Below are 18,944 nucleotides of genomic sequence, written 5' to 3'. Positions count from 1 at the left end.
TGTAGCCGAGGAGTGTGACGCTGGCCAGACAAAGCGCCGGCTGGCGCCCCTCCGAATTGCTGCTGCCGACGCCGGCCGGTCTCTACTGCCCGCCGGCCGACATCCATATCGACCCGGTCCGCCCCGTAGCCCGGGCGCTGATCACTCATGGCCATTCCGACCATGCCCGCGCCGGCCACGGCGCCGTGCTGGCTACGCGCGAGACGCTGGCCATCATGGCGCTGCGCTATGGCGAGGGCTTCGCCGGCACGCAGCAGGTGGCGGCGCCCGGCGAAGCCATCCGCATCGGCGAGGTCGAGTTTCGCTTCGTGCCGGCCGGTCATGTCCTTGGCTCGGCCCAGATCGCGGTCGAGGGCCGGGGGCTGCGTATCGTTGCCTCCGGCGACTACAAGCGCGAGCGCGACCCCACCTGCGCGCCCTTCGAGGCCGTGCCTTGCGATGTCTTCATCACCGAGGCGACCTTCGGCCTGCCGGTCTTCCGCCATCCGCCGGCGGCGGGGGAGGTGGCCAAGCTGCTGGAATCGGTCAGGCTCTTCCCGGAGCGGACGCATATCGTCGGCGCCTATTCGCTGGGGAAGGCGCAGCGCGTCATGGCGCTGATCCGCGAGGCCGGCTACGAGCGGCCGATCTATATTCACGGCGCGGTCGAGAAGATCACCGCGTTCTATCAATCGGAAGGCATTCCGCTCGGCGAAATCAAGCTGGTCGCCGACACCGATCGCAAGACGCTGGGCGGCGAGATCGTCATCTGCCCGCCGAGCGCGACGCAGGATCTCTGGGCGCGCCGCTTCCCGGACCCTGTCACCGCCTTCGCCTCCGGCTGGATGCGCATCCGCGCCCGGGCGCGGCAGAAGGGCGTCGAGCTGCCGCTCGTCGTCTCCGACCATGCCGATTGGGACGATCTGCTGGCGACGATCAAGGAGGTTCAAGCCGGGGAGATCTGGGTCACCCATGGCGAGGCCGATGCCCTCGTCCACTGGTGCGGCACGGCGGGGTTGAAGGCCAAGCCGCTGCACCTCGTCGGCTATGGCGACGAGGGCGAGGCCGATCCGGTCGTGGAGGCGGCCGATGCGGCGGTTTGACGATACCAGCCATCATCCTGAGGAGCCGCGCAGCGGCGTCTCGAAGGATGCTCCAGGATGCTCCAGCGATCTTTGGAGCATCCTTCGAGACACGCTTCTGCGAAGCGCCTCTCAGGATGAGGGCCGGATGGAGGGTTTATCGCGACGACGCGACGACCGGGTGCGACGGCGCGGCCATGCCGACCATGGCGTTCGCCATGTCGCGGGCGAGGCAGTCATAGCCGACATCGCTCATGTGGAAGCCATCCGTCCACAGCGCGGCCTTGAACGCCTCGGCGTCGGTGCGCTGCCATTCGCGCATCGCCGCATAGCGGGCGAAGACGGGCACGGCCTCGCGCCGGGCGACATCGCCGACCGCCTCGACATAGGCGCCATAGCGCTGCGGATCGCGGACGGAGGGGAAGAATTGCGGATCGAGGATGGCGAGCGCCGGGCCGGCATCGCGCACCATCGCGATGCCGTCGGCGACCATCGTCCTGAAGGCGTCGAGGTCACCGCCGGTGACGGCGTCGTTGGTGCCGACCTGCCAGATCACGAGGTCGTAGCGGCGTGCCGCCAGCGCGGCCTTGAGCCGCGCCAGCGTCTGCGGCGCGGTCTCTCCGCCGATGCCGGCATTGACGATTTCGATCTGGGACTTCGGCCAGGCGCTTGTCAGCAGCGCCTGCAGGCGCGCGGGATAGGTCTTGTCCTTGGCGCTGGCGCCCACGCCCTCGGTCGAGGAGGAGCCGATGGCGAGGATCGCGAGCGGCTGGCCCTGCGCGACCTTGGCGGAGAGCGGCACCAGCGTCGCGTTCGAGCGTACGATCGGCGTCTCGCGGCAGGAGAAGCTCGCCGCCTGTGCGGGGGCTCCGGTCGAAAGCGTTGCAGCGATGACAGGCAAGGCAAGGAACCGCATCGCGGCACGCATCGGCGTCTATCTCCTGGCTACCCTGCTGCCGTTAAGGTTTGCTTCATGAACGGTATCTGAACGATGCGCTGCAACAAATCCAAACGGGCGCAGTGTGGCGCGGGTGCGACAGCATGAACCGCTTCGCCTGGCTGCTTGATCGCCTCGCCTACGAGCCGCGCCGCAACGCGAAGCTGGCGCTGATCGCGGATTATTTGCGCACCACGCCCGATCCCGATCGCGGCTATGCGCTGGCGGCGATGACGGGCGGGCTCGTCTTCCGCAATGCCAAGGCGGGGCTGATCCGCGCACTGATCGCCGAGCGCACCGATCCCATCCTGTTCGCGCTATCCTATGATTATGTCGGCGACCTCTCGGAGACGGTCGCGCTGATGTGGCCGGCCCGGCATGGTGCCAATGCGGTGCCGCATCTGCCCGAGGTGGTCGAGAGCCTGCGCGAGGCCGGCAAGACCGATCTGCCGCGCCTCATTGCTTCCTGGCTCGACGCGCTCGACGAAACCGGCCGTTGGGCGCTGCTCAAGCTCATCACCGGCGCGCTCCGCATCGGCGTCTCGGCTCGCCTCGCCAAGACGGCGGCCGCGAGCCTCGGCGGCGTGCCGGCCGACGAAGTCGAGCAGGTCTGGCACGGGTTGGAGCCGCCCTATGCCGAGCTCTTCGCCTGGCTGGAGGGCAGGGGAGCGCGGCCGGAGGCGCGCGATCCGGCGCCGTTCCGCCCGGTCATGCTCTCGCACCCAATCGAGGACGGCGATTTCGACAAGCTCGCCCCGGCCGAATTCTCAGCCGAATGGAAATGGGACGGCATCCGCGTCCAGGCGGTCAGCGGTCGCAAGGCGGACGGTGCGCGCATCACGCGGCTCTATTCGCGCACCGGAGAGGATATTGCCGCCGCATTCCCTGATCTCGTCGAGGAGTTGACGCAGGACGGCGCGCTCGACGGCGAGTTGCTGGTGATGCGCGAGAGCGCGGTCCAGAGCTTCAACACGCTGCAGCAGCGCCTGAACCGCAAGACCGTCACCGCGAAGATGCTGGGCGAGTTCCCGGCGCATATCCGCGTCTACGATCTGCTCGTCGACGGCGAGGAGGACATCCGCCATCTGCCCTTCCAGGAGCGGCGGAAGCGCCTCGACGCCTTCCTGTCGCGGCTCGCCAGCGTGCGCTTCGATCTTTCGCCGCTGATTGGCTTCGCTTCATGGGAAGAACTGACGTCGGCTCGTGCCGATCCGGCTTCGGCCGGCGCTGGTGCCGATGCCGCGGCGGTCGAAGGCTGCATGATTAAGCGCCGCGACTCCGCTTATCTGCCCGGCCGCCCCAAGGGCTACTGGTGGAAGTGGAAGCGCGATGCGCGGCTGGTCGATTGCGTGCTGATGTATGCCCAGCGCGGCCACGGCAAGCGCTCCTCCTTCTATTCGGACTACACTTTCGGCGTCTGGCGCGTGGGCGAGGAAGGCGGCGAGGAGCTGGTGCCGGTCGGCAAGGCCTATTTCGGCTTCACCGACGAGGAACTCATCGAACTCGACAAATATGTCCGCAAGAACACGGTGAACCGCTTCGGCCCCGTCCGCGAGGTCACGCATGAAGCGCAGGCCGGCCTCGTCTTCGAGGTTGCATTCGAGGGGCTGCAGCGCTCGACGCGCCACAAATCGGGGCTCGCCATGCGCTTTCCCCGGATCAGCCGCATCCGCTGGGACAAGCCGCCGCACGAGGCTGACCGTATCGAGGTGCTGGAAGCGCTGTTGCCGACCAATGGCTGAGGCGCAATGGGTTGCGGCCTTGCGCTCAGGGTGCTTGTGATCCCTTCCTCGCCTGAGGCAAAATGTCCGGGCCGAAAAGAGCGTCGGCCCGAAACGTGGAATGCGATTTTCGGACAGACCGATGCGGGGGCTTAGGGAGTGGTGGCGATGAGCAAGCAGCCTTCGACGCGGATCGTCATCGCGGACGATCACCCGCTGTTTCGCGGCGCGCTGCGCCAGGCCGTCTCGCATGCGATCGGCGGCGCCGAGGTCAGCGAGGTTGGCTCCCTGGAAGCGCTGACCGAAGCCCTGGCCAGCGGCGGCGATGCCGATCTCGTATTGCTCGACCTCACCATGCCGGGGGTACAGGGCTTCTCGGGCCTGCTCTTCCTGCGCGCCGACCATCCGGAAATCCCGGTAATCGTCGTCTCTGCCAATGACGATCCGGCGGTGATTCGCCGCTGCATCGAGTTCGGCGCGCTCGGTTTCCTGCCCAAGACCGCCGATGTCGCGCAGATGGGCGAGGCGATCCGGGCCGTGCTCGACGGCGGGGTCTGGACCCCGCCGGGTGTCGACCTGTCGGCGCCGGTCGATGCCGAGGTCGCCGACATGGTCCGCCGTCTCTCGACGCTGACGCCCCAGCAAGTGCGGGTGCTGATGATGCTGTCCGAGGGGCTTCTCAACAAGCAGATCGCCTATGAGCTCGGCGTCTCCGAGGCGACGGTGAAGGCCCATGTCTCGGCGATCCTGACCAAGCTCGATGTCGACAGCCGCACTCAGGCGGTCATCGCCGCCTCGAAGATCGCCGGCACCGCCTGGGCGACGGCCGGGGCCTCGGCCACGGCTTGATGATCGCTTCCTGATAGGCTGAGCTGCCTTCGAGAATCCGCCGGGTCATCCCGGGCGACCGGAGGGAGGCCCGGGATCCATTGCGGAGCGCCTCCGATCAAGGTTCAGGCATGGATCCCGGATCTCCGCTTTGCTGCGTCCGGGATGACCCGTGCTTTATGCCGACAAGTATGGTCTCCGAGAAATCGAGGACAGCGTTCAGACACCGTTCAAGCGCGGTGGATTTCAGGTTAAGACGATGACGAAGCGCCCTGGAGATGTGCGGGGCGCAAGAGGATGGCCAGCGCTTCCATGGAACGGTTTCTCGGCGGTTCGCCGCTCAGCGTGCTCGTCCGCCTGATCTTCATTTCGCTGCTGGTCGGGGCGGCGATGGCCTTCCTCGGCCTCTCGCCGCAGAGCCTCTACGAGGCGGCGGCACGCTTCGTCCGCTCGATCACCGGGCTAGGCTTCGGCGCGGTGCGAGAGGTCGGGCAGTGGATCATCGCCGGCGCCCTGATCGTCGTGCCGCTGTGGCTGCTGATACGGCTCTTCGCGGCGCGGAAGTAAGCTGCCGTCATCCTCGGGCGAAGCGACGCTTCGACCCGAGAAACGCATGATGAGAAGTCAGGGGTTTCCGAGATGCTCGGGTCAAGCCCGAGCATGACGTCTGGTTACAGCCCTTCGCCGCGGGCGATCGCAGCCGCGTCGCGCCCGATCAGGGCGGTGAGGCGGGTGAGGCCGGCACGTCGCGCCTGGGTCGCAAGCCCGGCCTTGACCTCCTTCGCCAGCCCCGGCCCCTTGAAGACCATCGCCGAGTAGAACTGCACCAGCGTCGCGCCGGCGCGGATCTTGGCGAAGGCCGTCTGGGCCGAGTCGACGCCGCCGACTCCGATCAGCGGGAACTGTCCTTCGGCCCGCAGGAAGGCTTCGGCCAGGATGCGGGTCGAGGCGGTGAAGAGGGGCTTGCCGGAGAGACCGCCCGTTTCGCCCTTGGCGGCGCTGCGCAGGCTCGCCGGGCGCGTGACCGTGGTGTTGGAGACGATCATCCCGTCGATGCCGCGCTTGCGGGCCACCGCGATCATGCCGTCGAGCTCGGGCATGGTCAGGTCCGGCGCGATCTTGACGAGGACCGGCGTGCGCCGGCCGCTGCCGGCAACGTCGTCCCGTGCTGCAAGCGTACGCGCCACGAGGTCGTCGAGCGCGGCCTCGGCCTGAAGGTCGCGCAGGCCGGGCGTGTTCGGCGAGGAGACGTTGATCGTCAGGAAATCGGCGAGCGGCGCCAGCCTGCGAGCGAGCGTGGCGTAGTCGGCGGCACGGTCGGCAGAGTCCTTGTTGGCGCCGAGATTGACGCCGACCAGCCCGCCGCGGCTGCGCCGGGCCGCAAGCCGGGCGGCGACCGCCTCCATGCCCTCGCTGTTGAGGCCGTAGCGATTGATGACGGCTTCGTCCTCGATCAGTCGGAAGACACGCGGCCGCGGATTGCCGGGTTGCGGCAGCGGCGTCACCCCGCCGACCTCGACGAAGCCGAAGCCCAGGCCCAGCGCGCCGTCGATCGCCTCGGCGTTCTTGTCGAAGCCGGCTGCGAGCCCGACGGGGTTCGGGAAGGTCAGGCCAAAGGCTTCCGTCGCGAGCACAGGGTCGTCCGACCCCGGCTTCAGCGCGGGGGCCGTGGCCAGCGCCGTGACGGCGAGCCGGTGCGCCGTCTCCGCATCCATGCGGTGGATCAGCGGCCGGGCGATGTTGAACAGGCTGCCGATCATGCCAGATCCTCCGGGACGGTGTGTCTGCCGTCGGTCCCGAGTGGCAGCGGCGCTATCCAGCGCACGGCCTTCGGATCGAGGGCAGCGTAAAGATGCGGGAACAGCGCACCGCCGCGAGAGGGCTCGTAGCGCAATGCCGGGCCGAGGCGCGAATCATCCACGGCGATAAGCAGGAGCCCGTCCTGCCCGGCGAAGTGCTTCGCCGCCGTTTCGGCAAGCTGGGCTGCCGTCGAGAAATGGATGTAGCCATCCGCGAGGTCGACGGGCGCGCCATCGAAGCGTCCATTCCGCTCCGCTTCACGCCAGAGCGGGGCAGGGCATATCTTGTAGATCAGAGGCACCGGCAGTCTCACGGGAACAGGTTGGGCCCCGGCTTAATCCCTGGCAGGAGGATTCCGCAAGCGCTAGCCGGATTGCGGCGAGAACTGGATTGAAATCTTAGATGATAGGGGATATTTCCTATATTCAATCCCCGCCCGGCGACGAAAGCAATGCGAGGCCTGCGCGATGCTGTCACATGACCAGATCTGGGGGGCGATCGATATGCTCGCCCAGCGCTACGGTTTCACCGCCTCGGGGCTGGCGCGCAAGGCCGGCCTCGACGCCACCACCTTCAACCGCTCCAAGCGCGTGGCGCCGGACGGGCGCGAACGCTGGCCCTCGACCGAGTCGATCGCCAAGATTCTCGCCGCCACGGGCGCTTCCCTCGACGAATTCATGAGTGCCGTATTGCGGCGGGAGCCCGCGCCGACGCGCACCATTCCACTGATCGGCTTCGCCCAGGCAGGTTCCGGCGGCTTCTTCGACGACGGCGGCTTTCCGGCCGGCACGGGCTGGGAGGAGGTCGCCTTTCCCGGCGTGGCCGATGAGAAGGCCTACGCGCTCGAGATTTCCGGCGATTCGATGCTGCCGCTCTATCGCGACGGCGACACCATCATCGTCTCGCCGACCGCGACGGTGAGGCGCGGCGACCGCGTCGTCGTCAAGACGGTGGAGGGGGAGGTGCTGGCCAAGCAGCTCAAGCGCCAGACCGCTAAGACGATCGAACTCGCCTCTCTCAATCCCGAACATCCCGACCGCGTGCTGAATCACGCCGATATCGCCTTCATGGCACGCGTGATCTGGGCGAGCCAATAGGCGCCCAGCCTGCTCAAACAATTATTCCGGAGGTGGATCCGATCAGGTTGAATCAACCTGATCGGCGCGTGCTCTCGTGGCCGTTGCTCCGCCGCAGCGGCAGGGTGACCCGGAACACGGCGCCGGCGAGGGAGGGTTCGAGCTCGATCGTGCCGCCATGCAGCCGGACCAGCTCGGCTGCGACGGCAAGGCCGAGGCCGGTGCCCCCCGGCGTCACCGAGCCACGGAAGGCCTGAAAGAGATTGGCCCGCGCGCGCTCCGGCACGCCCGGCCCGTTGTCGATGACACGCAGTGCCACCGAGCCGTTCACGGGTCCTGCCGTCACCGCCAAGAGGGGCTGGGCGTCGGCTTCTGCCCCGGCCTGGGTCAGAGCCTGGACGGAATTGCGCATCAGGTTCGTCAGCACCCGCGCCATCTGGTCGGGATCGCAGGGTGCGATCAGCTCGGCAGGGACGCGGTTCTCGAAGCGCAGTCGCCCGTCACCCGGCAAGCCAAGCATCTCCGCCTGCTCTGTGACGAGCTGCCGCAGGGCGACCTCGCGGAGGACCGGCGTTGCCTCGGCCGCGCGGCCATAGGCGAGGGTGGCCTGGCAGAATTCGATGGCGCGCCCCAGCGTCGCGATCAGCCGTGGTGCGAAGCGGCGGATCTTGGCGTCGCGAGTCTCTATCAACTGGTCCGACATGAGCTGCGCAGCCGCCAGCATGTTGCGCAGGTCGTGGTTGATCTTGGAGACGGCGAGGCCGAGCTCGGCGAGGTGCTTTTTCGTGCGAAGCTCGTCGGCGAGCGTTGCCTCCATGCGGGCGAGCGCGCGCTCCGCCTCGCCGATCTCGTCGGCGCGCAATGTCGGTTCGATGATGCGTTGCGGATTCTCCGGGTCGGCCTCGAATTCCATCACGTTCGCCGCCAGACGCCGGATCGGACCGATGATCAGCGCGTTGAGGGCGATATAGACCGCGAGCGCCGTCAGCCCGGTGATCAGCAGCGAGATCAGCAGCAGGCTCCAGGAGAATTTGAGCATTGCTCGGCGCAGCGGCGCCTCGTCGATGACGATCTCGACGAAATCGGCCCCGCCAACCGCCTCGCCGACCACCCGGATTGGCAGGGTGGCGGGGGAAACCAGAACGGCGACCGCTTCCTCGATCGCGTTGATCCAGGAGAGATTGCGTAGATCGATCGAGCGGGAGACTTCCGGCGGGGGCATCGAGTCGAGGCTGAGCAGCCGGCGTGCGCCGCCGACACGGGCAGCGATCGACCGGGCGCCGACGCCCATCAACAGCCGGTTCTCGCTGCCCTCCGGCAGCCCGTCCTCGGGCGCGCCCTCCAGCACCAGCGCGGCGACCTGCGCGGCGGCGATCCTGTCATGCAGCCAGTTGCGCCGGAAATTCGCGATGGAGGGCAGGTAGATCAGCACTTCCGCCAGCATGACGAAGAGCACGGTGACGAGCAGCAATTTGGCCGACAGGCCGAGACGGGTCAGACCGCGCGGCTGACTGATCGACAGATCGTTCCTGGGCAAGCCGGGTTGAAGCATCGACGCCAATCTTAACCGAAGCGCCGCAGAAAGCCGATTAACCGGCGCAGGCGAGGGTTCGTGGCCGACGGGACATGGAACGAGAGCGCCGCCCTGCGCGAGCTGTCCGAGCGGGCAAGCGCCGGCGTCACCACCCAGGCCATGTCGGCGATCGTCAGTCCGGCCTTGGTGGCGACGCACCACGGCGCAATCAGCTCGCCGGCGCCTTTCCCAACGATGGTGACGCCGAGGATGCTGCCCTTCCTGTCGGTGACGAGCTTGACGAAGCCCTCGCTCTCGTCGGCAGCTCGCGCCCCAGGAATCTCGGCGAAGGGCCAGCGCAGGACCTGGATCGCGCCGGCCTTGGCGCGCGCCGCGGCTTCCGAAAGGCCGATCGCGGCGATTTCCGGCTGGCACCAGGCGACGCGCGGGAAATTTGTCGCGTCGGTCCGCACGGGCTGACGAAACAGAATGCTGCGCAGGATCAGGCCGACATGGTCGTCGCCGGCCTGGTCGGTCATTGGCGCCGCGGTTCCGCCGGCGCAGGCACCCAGCGCATAGACGCGGCGGTTGCTCGTGCGCAGGCCCTTGTCGGTGACGATGCCGGTGGCGTCATGGCGGATACCGCCCAGATCGAGATCAAGTGCTGCGATCTCCGGCCTGCGCGGCCCGGCCAGCAGCAGATGCGAGCCCTCGACGACGGTTTCTTTCCCCTCGCCAGCGAGAACCAGGCGGAAGCCGGTCCGGCTGCGTTCCAGCCGGACCGGAGCGTTGCTCTCGTGCAGGGCCAGCCCCTCGCGCAGCAGGCGCCGGCGAACCAGAAGCGCCGCTTCCGCATCATGGTCCGGCAGCAATCCTTCCGGGGCGACGAGGCTCGCCGAGCTTCCGAGGCGCTGCAGGGCCTGCGCCAGTGCCGTACCGTTTGCGCCACCGCCGAGGACGACAGGGCGTTCGGGCAGGCGGGTCAGTTCGGAAAGCTCGTCCACGTCGATCACCTGCACCGTCTCGAGGCCGGGCAGTTCGGGGCGAGGCGCCCACGCGCCGGTGGCGATGACGAAACGTCGGGCCTTGATCGCTTGTGCGCCCACGCGGACCGTGCTGCGGCTGGCGAAGTGCGCCTCACCTCGCACGATGACGATCCCGAGGGCCTTCAGGCGTTCCTCGGCGTGATTCGCGGCCTCCGCTGCCAACGCGCGCTGGATGTGATCGTGAAGCTGGGCCGGGTTGGCCTGCGGATCGCCAGCCTTGAGACCGAACCGGCCGGCTTCGCGCATCGTGTGCGCGGCCGCTCCCGCCTCGATCAGTGCCTTCATGGCGAGCGGGCCGGAACTGCCACCCAGCGCGCCTCTCTCGACGAGAACCACGGAAACGCCGAAGGCGGCGGCAGCCGTCGACAGCGCGATGCCGTTGCCGCCCGCGCCGATCACGCAGATGTCGGGTGTCAACGCGGCGGGGTTCGCCGCCTTGGCCGTGCCGTCGCTCACCGGATGTCCCGCTTCGCTCTCGTTCTCAATCGCTGATGCGTTGTCGGGCGGACGGAATCAAGGCCTACACGCTCCCCGCCATGCGGGATCACCCTCATGGCCTTCAAGCGACGCTGCGGTTGCCGCCTCTGCTCTTGATGGTCGTAAGAGGTTCGGGCCGGCCGAACAGGAAGCCTTGGGCACGGTGGGCCCCGAGAAGCTGGACGGCGATGCGCTGCTGCTCGGTTTCGATGCCCTCGACCACGACGTTCATATGGAGCCGGCGGGCGAGCTGGCACACGGCTTCGATGACGGCCTTGGAAGCCTCGTTGGTGTGCACCTCGCGGGCGAAGCTCTGGTCGATCTTCACCTGCGCGAACGGGTAGGTCGAGAGATAGGCGAGCGAGGAGTAGCCGGTTCCGAAATCGTCGAGCGCGAAGGTCACGCCCAGTGCCCGCAACTCGTCGAGGACCGAAAGCGCCAGCTTGTTGTCCTCGATCAGCAGCGATTCCGTGACTTCGAGCATCAGCCGCCGGGATTCGAAATGGGAGGTCAGCAGCGCACTCTTGACCGTCTCGACGATGCGGCGGGGCTCGCGGAACTGCAGCGGCGAGACGTTCACCGAGACGCTGATGCCCGGCTCCCAGCTTGCCGCATCCTTGCAGGCCTGACGGATCGCCCAATCGCCCATCGCCGCGATCAGGCCGGACTGCTCGGCGATCGGAATGAAGATGCCGGGCGGCACCATGCCCCGGGTCGGATGGCGCCAGCGCATCAGCGCCTCGCGCGAGACGATCTCCTGCGTTTTCAGGTCGATGATCGGCTGATAGTAAAGTTCGAGCGTGCCATCCGCGCAGGCCTTGCGCAGATCGACCTCGATCTCATGCCGCTCGAGCATCTCCTCGGCCATGGTCGGGTTAAAGAACATCAGGGTGTTCCGACCGGCCGATTTGGCTTTGTAAAGGGCGGTATCGGCATGGCGCAGCAAGTCCGCCGGGTTGGTGCCGTCGTGCGGCGCCATGGCAATGCCGACACTCGCTGTCACATAGACCGTCTTGCCCTCGACATCGAAGGCACGGGTCATCGCATTGATCATGCGCTGCGCGATCGCCGTGACGATGGTGTGTTCGGCTGAGGGCAGGATCAGCAGGAACTCGTCGCCGCCGAAGCGGGCCAGCATGTCGTTGCTGCGGATCGCGCCGCGCAGGCGGCTCGCAGTCTCCATCAGCACATGGTCGCCGATATCGTGGCCCAGGCTGTCATTGACCTGCTTGAAGCCGTCGAGGTCGAGATAGAGCAGTGCGAAGGCCTCGCCGGTGCGCTCGAGCCGTGCAAATGCCTCGGCGATCTGCGTGTTGTACTCGAACCTGTTGGCGAGCCCTGTCAGTTCGTCGAAGCGCGCCATCTGCTCGATGCGCGCCTCGGTCGCCTTCCGCTCCGTCGCATCCTCGGTCAGCATGAGGATGCCGCCCTCGGCCGCCGGCGCGAAGGTCACGACCAGCACGAGCCCGCTGCGCGTCACAACCTCGTGGCTCGCAGCCTGCTGGGTGCTCTGGACCGTCGTCAGGGCCATCCGGATATCGCGCAGCTGCTCCTGGCTGATCACCTGCCGCTCAACCAGGAAGCGCGCGATCGCCGTCAACGGCGTGCCGGGCAGGGCGAGCGTCTCGGGCAAGCCGTAAAGCGTGCTGTGCGGCGTGTTGCTGACCGCCAGCTTGAGATTGCGGTCGAACATCGCCAGCCCGTCGATCATCGTGTTCAGGGCTGCGTCGAGCGTCAGGTTCTGCGAATGCAGCGCGGAGGCGAGCGCCTTTGAATGCTTCGTCGCATCGCTGAGAGCCAGCAGGTTCCGATGCAGCGAGTTGGTGATCGCGATGTTCGCGGCCACGTAGAGGAAAGCGAAATAGCCGATATAGCGGTAATAGGGATTCTGCGCGGCGATCAGCCCGATCGCCATCGGGATGCAGAAGGTCATGAGCTGCACCGCGACGAACTTCGGGCGGCCCGCATTGCGCGCGACGTATCCGGAAGCCAGGGCGATGGTGGACGCGACCGACGTGATGTGCGCGGCCGGGTCGTTGGTGTGAACCAGCGCGACATAGCAGCTGTAGCCCAGCACGGCGCTGAAAACGGTGGCGCCGAGGAAGTAGTAGCGATCCCAGCGGCGCGTCTGCGCGTAACTGTCGTTGGCGTGGTTCCGTCGGCGATAGGCCATGACGGTCAGGAGGCGCAGGATGACGATGAACGTCACCAGCAGGGTGAGGCCCATGAAGATCGCCATGCCGGTCGAAAGCCAGCATAGGAACGGGGTGAGAATACCGGCGATACCGCCCGGGATGATCGACGCTGGCGACGAGAAAAGCGAGCTGACCAGCAGCGTGTAGCCGGTCAGGTCGACATCGTCGGCCTTCTCGCGCCCGCCAGCGGCCATCAATCGCTTCAGCGTGCCCGACATCTACTCCTGCCTTTGCCGCGAGCGCGATCATGCACGCTAGGCCCAAACCTAGCGTATCATCAAAGGTTTGTATGGGAGCAGAGGTAAATGCTTCGTGTGACTCTAGTGCCGTACGGGACCATCCCGTACGATTCAGACCGGCGCCAGGTGTCTTTGGTAAACGCGCGCTAACATGCGGTCCTGCGTCTGCGCGATACGCTGCAGCTTCGAGATCGCGCTCGGGCTCAGCCGCAGCATGCAGTCGGTCCAGATCTGGCCGAGATGGCCGAGTTCTTCGCGCAGATCGCCGGAGCGGCGATTGAAGGCCGAGAAGAGCGCCGTTTTGGCTGCGTGGATCGGCAGGGCATCGGAGCAATACTTGCGGATCCAGGCTTCGCCGGTGCCGGTCGGGACGACCGCCTCGAGCCCACCCGCCGCCATGAACTCCTGCGCGCTCATTTCCTCGCCGGAGAGCAGCATCTGCTCCGCCGCGCGCTGGCCCATCCGGCGCGACAGGATCGCGACGGCGGTGATCGGGAAATGGTTGAACTTGATCTCGGGGTAGACGAACGAGGCCTGCTCCTCGGCGATCATCACGTTGCACGAGCGCGGTGCGTCGATGCCGCCGCCGATCGCCTTGGCGTGGATGGTCGAGAGGGTGATGACCAGCCCGTTGAGGCCGCCCGAATTCCAGATCGCCCCTTCCGCTGACAGACGCGCATATTCGGCGAGCGCGGCGCGGTCGTTCTTGGCCAGGCAGTCAAGATAGAAATCCAGGTCGCCGCCGAGCGTGAAGAACGGGCCTGCGCCGCGGAAGGCGAGGAAGCGCACCGGAGCGCGGTGATATTGGTCCGGCGCTCCCCAGAGGGCCACGATCGCGCTCTGAATCTTCACCAGGCTGTCGAGCAGCTGCAGCGTGAAGACCGGTTTCAGCTCGGGCCGGATCGTGACCCAGAGCGCCTTTATGTCCGGCTCGTAGGCGATCTCCACCTCCGGCAGGAAGCCGGCCTTGTAGCGGATCGCGTCGATGACCTCGCAGCTTTCGAGCAGGGCCGGCGAAACGGTTTCTGCTCCGATCTTCAAGGACTGCAACACGACGCCACCCCCGGAACTGCCTGATGTCGTGCAGACTAAACGAGCTTAACAAACTGTAAACGGAAACTCCCGGAAATGGTTAATAGCGTTAAGCTTTTTCGGATGACCAAGCGTCATGCCACCGATCTCGGGGCCGTGCAGGCCCCCTCGAGGCAAGAGCCGGGCCCTTGCGGAAGGGAGCGGGGAGGGGCAGGAAATTTCGAGGGGGCGCGATATCGGGAAAGAAATTGCCGGGATCGGCGGCGCCTGCGGGATGATCAGTTCAGGGATTTCCGAGCCCGGCCTTGCCTGATCCGGAATGGCACAGTGCTTTGCCGCATCCTGGAACGGCGCGCTGGTTCAGCGGCGCTTGTCCGAAACCCGCTGTGGGGATAACCATGGCGCCGCGAATTCGCCGCGTTCCCGCGTTCAAACAGCCAAGTTGCAAAACCCACCGAGCTGATGCCGTGACCCGCCAGACAGCCGAGGACGAGAAGCAGGCGCGCCTTGCCGCCGCGCTCCGCGAGAACCTGAAGCGCCGAAAGGCCCAGGCTCGCGCTCGCCGCTCGGAGGAGGTGGGTTCTCAGAAGCCGGTGCCGCCCACTCAGGCCGAACCTCCCCGGTCCTGACTTCCCTCACTCATTTGGGCTGCCGGGTTTCCGTGCGGCCGAGCAGGACCTGACGATGGACAAGATCCGCATCACCGGCGGCCAGCGCCTCAATGGCGCTATTCCGATTTCGGGCGCCAAGAACGCCGCCTTGCCGCTGATGATCGCGAGCCTTCTGACCGACGAGACCTTGACGCTGACCAATGTGCCGCGTCTCTCGGACGTCACCGCGCTCTCGCGCATCCTGTCCAACCACGGCGTCGACCGCACCGTCGCCGGCAAGCGTATCGGCCAGTCGACAGAGACCGGCCAGAACATCTCGCTGACCGCGCGCCAGATCGTCGATACCTGCGCGCCCTACGAACTGGTCTCGACCATGCGGGCGAGCTTCTGGGTGATCGCGCCGATCCTGGCCCGCATGGGCGAGGCGAAGGTCTCGCTCCCGGGGGGCTGCGCCATCGGCACGCGCCCGGTCGACCTGCTGCTGATGGCGCTGGAGAAGCTCGGAGCCGAGATCACGATCGAGAACGGCTACGCGCTGGCGCGTGCGCCCAAGGGGCTGAAGGGGGGCGAGATCGTCTTCCCGAAGGTCACGGTCGGCGGCACGCACACGGCCTTGATGGCCGCGGTCCTTGCTGACGGCACCACTGTGATCGAGAACGCCGCCCGCGAGCCCGAAGTCACCGATCTTGCCGCCTGCCTCGTCAAGATGGGCGCCAAGATCGAGGGCGCCGGCACCTCGCAGATCGTCGTGACGGGTGTGTCCCGCCTCGGTGGCGCGCATCACGCCGTGCTGCCGGACAGGATCGAGACCGGCACCTATGCGATGGCGGTTGCCATGACCGGCGGCGATGTCGTGCTGGAAGGCGCGCGCGCCGATCTGCTTCAGTCCGCGCTCGACGTGCTGACCAGGGCCGGCGTCGATATCGATGAGACCAATGAAGGCATTCGCGTGCGTCGCAACGGCCGCGGCATCGAGGCGGTCGATATCGACACCGATCCCTTCCCCGGCTTCCCGACCGATCTGCAGGCGCAGTTCATGGCGTTGATGACGAAGGCCAAAGGCACTTCGCGCATTCGCGAGACCATCTTCGAAAACCGCTTCATGCATGTGCAGGAACTCGCCCGGCTCGGCGCGAAGATCCGGCTCGACGGCGACGTCGCCCATGTCGAGGGCGTCGAGAAGCTCACCGGCGCTCCGGTGATGGCGACCGATCTGCGGGCTTCGGTCTCGCTCGTCATCGGCGGTCTCGCCGCCGAGGGCGACACCACCATCAACCGCGTTTATCATCTCGACCGCGGCTTCGAGTCGCTGGAGGCGAAGCTCACGCGCTGCGGCGCGGTGGTGGAACGCATCAGCAGTTGATTCTGGACTGTTGATTTTCTTGAGGCGGCTCGTCAGAACACGATCATGTCAGACGATGCCGCCGATCCACTTAAGCTCATCGCGCTCGATGCCGACGACCTCGCGGTCGTCTCGGCACATCTTCAGGATGCGGTGCTGAAAGCCGCCGATCTCCGTTATCTGCCGGCTGAGAAGCGCTTTGCGCTTGCCCTGCGCCGCTTCGACTGGGAGGGCGCACAGCACGGCAAGCGCCGCCGCCGGCTTGCGGCGTTGCATTTCGACCGGGTGCTCTCGGTCCGCAGCGCCAAGCTCGACAAGAACGATCCGGACAAGGTGCTGAACCTGCTCGCCATCACCTTCGACCAAGGCGATGATCCCGCCGGCAACGTGACGCTGAATTTTTCAGAAGGCGCTGCGATCCGCCTCTCGGTCGAATGCGTCGAGGCTCAGATGAAGGATCTGGGGCCGGTGTGGGAAGCCGTGGCGACGCCCGGCCATCCCAACGGCGCCTGACGAGGCGGCTCTCCAGTTTTCCGGCTGTGCCGGCTTCAAGCCGCGACACCCGTCGTCTAAGAACGCTGCGTCATCCCGGACAAGCCGCGAAGCGGCGCCGATCCGGGATCCATCGAAGGCCTTTGGCGCCTCATGGTGGATTCCGGGTCTTCGCTGCGCTACGCCCGGAAGGACGGCTATAAATTCGGATACGCCCGAGGATACCAATGCCGATCAGGCTCGACGACAGGGACGCACGTTTCGCAGAAGGCTTCGCAGCTCTGCTGTCCGCCAAGCGTGAGGTCTCGGAGGAGGTCGATCGGATCGCGGCCGACATCATCGCCGCGGTGCGCGAGCAAGGCGACTCCGCGCTTATCGGCTATACCAGCCGCTTCGACTCCCTCGACCTCGCGCCGGCGACGCTGCGCGTCAGCGAAGCCGAGATCGATGCTGCGGTTGCCGCCTGCTCCGCGGAGCTGCTCGCCGCGCTGGAGACGGCGCGCGATCGCATCGCCGTCTATCACGAGCGTCAGAGGCCCGCGGATTCATGGGTCAAAGATGCCATGGGCGTCGAAGCCGGCTGGCGCTGGAGCGCGATCGAGGCCGTCGGCCTTTACGTGCCCGGCGGAACCGCGAGCTACCCGTCCTCGGTGCTGATGAACGCGATTCCGGCGAAAGTCGCCGGCGTGCCGCGCATCGTCATGGTCGCCCCGACGCCACGTGGCGAGACCAATCCGCTCGTGCTCGCGGCCGCGCGGCTCGCCGGTGTCGACGAGGTCTATCGTATCGGCGGTGCCCAGGCCGTCGCGGCGCTGGCCTATGGCACGGAAACCATCGCGCCGGTCGCCAAGATCGTCGGCCCCGGCAACGCCTATGTTGCGGCGGCCAAGCGCCGCGTCTTCGGCCAGGTCGGTATCGATATGATCGCCGGCCCCTCCGAAGTGCTCGTGATCGCCGATCGGACCGCCAATCCGGACTGGATCGCCGCCGATCTGCTGGCGCAGGCCGAGCATGACGTCTCGGCCCAGTCGATCCTGATGACGGATGATGCTGTGCTCGCTGCCGAGGTCGAGAAGGCGATCATGGCCCAGCTCGCGACGCTGCCGCGCGCCGAGATCGCCGGCAGGAGCTGGCAGGAGTTCGGCGCGATCCTGCTGGTCGCCGATCTCGAAGCGGCGGTGCCGCTGGTCGATCGCATCGCGCCGGAGCATCTCGAGATCATGACGGCGGAGCCCGAGCGTCTGGCCGGCCTCATCCGCAATGCCGGGGCGATCTTCCTCGGCGGCCATACGCCGGAGGCGATCGGCGACTATGTCGGCGGCCCCAACCATGTGCTGCCGACGGCGCGCTCGGCCCGCTTCTCCTCCGGCCTCGGCGTCGGGGACTTCATGAAGCGGACCTCGCTGTTGAAGTGTGGCCCCGATGGCCTGCGGGCACTGGCCTCGGCCGCGACGCAGCTCGCCGAATCGGAGGGGTTGCAGGCGCATGGCCGATCCGTGACGATCAGGCTCAATCTCTGAGCGTCGGTCACCGAGCGGCGCTGCGGCGGGAGGAGCGATGTCCGACGTTTCGACTTCCAAGAAGCAGTGTCTTGTCGGCGTAACACTTGACGAGAACTCGCTGGGGCGCGGCTCGCCCGATCAGGAGCATGAGCGCGCTGTCGCCATCTACGACCTGATCGAGCGCAACCGCTTCGTCGTGCCGGAGCATGATGGCGGCCCCTATCTTGCCCATCTGGCCATGGTCGAGCGGCGCCTCGTCTTCGAGGTCAAGGAAGCGGACGGCTCGGCGGTCGTGACGCACCATCTCTCGCTCAGCCCGTTCCGGCGCATCATCAAGGACTACGAGCTGATCTGCGAGAGCTACTACGCTGCGATCCGCACGGCGACGCCGACGCAAATCGAGGCGATCGACATGGGCCGGCGCGGCCTCCACGACGAGGCGGCCGGCATCCTGGCCGAGCGGCTCGCCAACAAGGTCGAGATCGACTTCGACACGGCTCGCCGTCTCTTCACACTGATCTATGCCCTCCATTGGAAGGGCTGACGGGCTTGGAGCGCAAAATATCTTCAAGCGAGGTGGAAGCCGGTTCGCGTGAAGAAGATGCGGCGCAGGCTCTGCCGCGCAAGATCCAGAGCGTGCTTTTCATGTGTGCGATGAACGCCGTGCGCTCGCCGATGGCCGAGGCGCTGGCCAAGCACTTCTTCGGCAAGTCGATCTATGTCCAGTCGGCCGGTGCCCGCAAAGGCGAGCCCGATGGTTTCGCGCTCGCAGTCCTCGACGAGATCGGCATCGATCTGAGCCGGCACAAGCCGAAATCGGTCGAGGAGCTGGAGGAATGGGAAGGCCTCAACTTCGATCTGATCATCTCGCTTTCGCCCGAGGCGCATCACAAGGCGCTGGAGCTCACCCGCACCCACGCTGCCGAGGTCGAATACTGGCCGACCGTCGATCCGACGGTGTTCCAGGTCTCGCGCGAGCAGAAGCTCGATGCCTATCGCGAAGTCCGCGACACGTTGATCAAGCGGATCAAGCAGCGCCTGCAGCGCTGAAGGCGCCTGCCGCTCCGGCGCG

18 protein-coding genes are annotated in these 18,944 nt (G+C 66.8%); 11 read left to right on the top strand and 7 right to left on the bottom strand.

The window, feature by feature from the left end:
* The first annotated feature begins 14 nt into the window (after window positions 1–14).
* Window positions 15–1,082 carry a ligase-associated DNA damage response exonuclease gene (locus AB4Z10_RS16575; protein WP_441471478.1) on the top strand — a complete coding sequence of 356 codons (1,068 nt, stop codon included), beginning with the start codon at window positions 15–17 and terminating at the stop codon, window positions 1,080–1,082.
* 136 nt (window positions 1,083–1,218) lie between these two features.
* On the opposite strand, the gene AB4Z10_RS16570 is transcribed toward AB4Z10_RS16575, so the two are convergent.
* The gene (locus tag AB4Z10_RS16570) at window positions 1,219–1,989 is read right to left on the bottom strand and encodes an SGNH/GDSL hydrolase family protein (RefSeq protein ID WP_441471477.1); all 771 of its coding nucleotides are present in this window, start codon (window positions 1,987–1,989) and stop codon (window positions 1,219–1,221) included.
* 113 nt (window positions 1,990–2,102) lie between these two features.
* On the opposite strand from AB4Z10_RS16570, the gene AB4Z10_RS16565 reads away from it, so the two are divergent.
* The 3 genes from AB4Z10_RS16565 (at window position 2,103) to AB4Z10_RS16555 (ending at window position 5,114) form a co-directional block, all read left to right on the top strand.
* Entirely contained in the window at window positions 2,103–3,740 is a 1,638-nt protein-coding gene (locus tag AB4Z10_RS16565; RefSeq protein WP_441471476.1) for a cisplatin damage response ATP-dependent DNA ligase, read from the top strand.
* A 147-nt stretch (window positions 3,741–3,887) separates the two neighbouring features.
* Complete coding sequence (locus AB4Z10_RS16560; protein ID WP_149130743.1) at window positions 3,888–4,568, top strand: response regulator; 681 nt, start codon at window positions 3,888–3,890, stop codon at window positions 4,566–4,568.
* A 291-nt stretch (window positions 4,569–4,859) separates the two neighbouring features.
* Window positions 4,860–5,114 carry a DUF6460 domain-containing protein gene (locus AB4Z10_RS16555; RefSeq protein WP_441471475.1) on the top strand — a complete coding sequence of 85 codons (255 nt, stop codon included), beginning with the start codon at window positions 4,860–4,862 and terminating at the stop codon, window positions 5,112–5,114.
* A 104-nt stretch (window positions 5,115–5,218) separates the two neighbouring features.
* On the opposite strand, the gene AB4Z10_RS16550 is transcribed toward AB4Z10_RS16555, so the two are convergent.
* Together AB4Z10_RS16550 and AB4Z10_RS16545 are read right to left on the bottom strand one after the other, a co-directional pair.
* On the bottom strand, window positions 5,219–6,307 hold the full coding sequence (locus tag AB4Z10_RS16550; protein WP_441471474.1) for a quinone-dependent dihydroorotate dehydrogenase: 1,089 nt from the start codon (window positions 6,305–6,307) through the stop codon (window positions 5,219–5,221).
* The gene (locus tag AB4Z10_RS16545; RefSeq protein ID WP_441471473.1) at window positions 6,304–6,648 is read right to left on the bottom strand and encodes a DUF952 domain-containing protein; all 345 of its coding nucleotides are present in this window, start codon (window positions 6,646–6,648) and stop codon (window positions 6,304–6,306) included. The genes AB4Z10_RS16550 and AB4Z10_RS16545 overlap by 4 nt, the downstream gene beginning before the upstream one ends.
* A 166-nt stretch (window positions 6,649–6,814) precedes the next feature.
* Between AB4Z10_RS16545 and AB4Z10_RS16540 the strand changes: the two genes are divergently transcribed.
* Window positions 6,815–7,444: a S24 family peptidase gene (locus tag AB4Z10_RS16540; protein ID WP_441471472.1), complete on the top strand. Its 630-nt coding sequence runs from the start codon at window positions 6,815–6,817 to the stop codon at window positions 7,442–7,444.
* Between the two features lie 52 nt (window positions 7,445–7,496).
* Here the strand turns inward: AB4Z10_RS16540 and AB4Z10_RS16535 are convergent, their stop codons facing one another.
* The 4 genes from AB4Z10_RS16535 to AB4Z10_RS16520 all read right to left on the bottom strand — a co-directional run bounded on the left by AB4Z10_RS16535 (window position 7,497) and on the right by AB4Z10_RS16520 (window position 13,946).
* A complete protein-coding gene (locus AB4Z10_RS16535) occupies window positions 7,497–8,975 on the bottom strand; it encodes a sensor histidine kinase (RefSeq protein ID WP_441471471.1) in 1,479 nt (492 codons plus the stop codon).
* Between the two features lie 11 nt (window positions 8,976–8,986).
* Window positions 8,987–10,438 (bottom strand): FAD-dependent oxidoreductase, encoded by a 1,452-nt coding sequence (locus AB4Z10_RS16530; protein WP_441471470.1) that lies wholly within the window; start codon window positions 10,436–10,438, stop codon window positions 8,987–8,989.
* 103 nt (window positions 10,439–10,541) lie between these two features.
* Window positions 10,542–12,872, bottom strand: a complete 2,331-nt coding sequence (locus AB4Z10_RS16525) for a putative bifunctional diguanylate cyclase/phosphodiesterase (RefSeq protein ID WP_441471469.1) — start codon at window positions 12,870–12,872, stop codon at window positions 10,542–10,544.
* Window positions 12,873–13,004: 132 nt separating this feature from the next.
* Window positions 13,005–13,946: an enoyl-CoA hydratase-related protein gene (locus tag AB4Z10_RS16520; RefSeq protein WP_441471468.1), complete on the bottom strand. Its 942-nt coding sequence runs from the start codon at window positions 13,944–13,946 to the stop codon at window positions 13,005–13,007.
* Between the two features lie 446 nt (window positions 13,947–14,392).
* On the opposite strand from AB4Z10_RS16520, the gene AB4Z10_RS16515 reads away from it, so the two are divergent.
* From AB4Z10_RS16515 to AB4Z10_RS16490, 6 genes are all read left to right on the top strand, one after another.
* Entirely contained in the window at window positions 14,393–14,554 is a 162-nt protein-coding gene (locus AB4Z10_RS16515; RefSeq protein WP_441471467.1) for a hypothetical protein, read from the top strand.
* A 55-nt stretch (window positions 14,555–14,609) separates the two neighbouring features.
* Window positions 14,610–15,899, top strand: a complete 1,290-nt coding sequence (murA, locus tag AB4Z10_RS16510) for a UDP-N-acetylglucosamine 1-carboxyvinyltransferase (protein ID WP_441471466.1) — start codon at window positions 14,610–14,612, stop codon at window positions 15,897–15,899.
* Window positions 15,900–15,944: 45 nt separating this feature from the next.
* On the top strand, window positions 15,945–16,391 hold the full coding sequence (locus tag AB4Z10_RS16505) for a DUF2948 family protein (RefSeq protein ID WP_441471465.1): 447 nt from the start codon (window positions 15,945–15,947) through the stop codon (window positions 16,389–16,391).
* 206 nt (window positions 16,392–16,597) lie between these two features.
* Window positions 16,598–17,890: a histidinol dehydrogenase gene (gene hisD / locus AB4Z10_RS16500; RefSeq protein WP_441471464.1), complete on the top strand. Its 1,293-nt coding sequence runs from the start codon at window positions 16,598–16,600 to the stop codon at window positions 17,888–17,890.
* A 37-nt stretch (window positions 17,891–17,927) separates the two neighbouring features.
* Window positions 17,928–18,416 (top strand): UPF0262 family protein, encoded by a 489-nt coding sequence (locus AB4Z10_RS16495; RefSeq protein ID WP_441471463.1) that lies wholly within the window; start codon window positions 17,928–17,930, stop codon window positions 18,414–18,416.
* A 101-nt stretch (window positions 18,417–18,517) separates the two neighbouring features.
* Window positions 18,518–18,922 carry an arsenate-mycothiol transferase ArsC gene (locus AB4Z10_RS16490; RefSeq protein ID WP_441471462.1) on the top strand — a complete coding sequence of 135 codons (405 nt, stop codon included), beginning with the start codon at window positions 18,518–18,520 and terminating at the stop codon, window positions 18,920–18,922.
* The last annotated feature ends 22 nt before the right edge of the window (window positions 18,923–18,944 follow it).

Source organism: Allobosea sp. RAF48 (assembly GCF_052114025.1).
In the GTDB taxonomy this organism is placed as follows: domain Bacteria; phylum Pseudomonadota; class Alphaproteobacteria; order Rhizobiales; family Beijerinckiaceae; genus Allobosea.
This window is presented reverse-complemented; position numbering and strand designations above follow the sequence as displayed.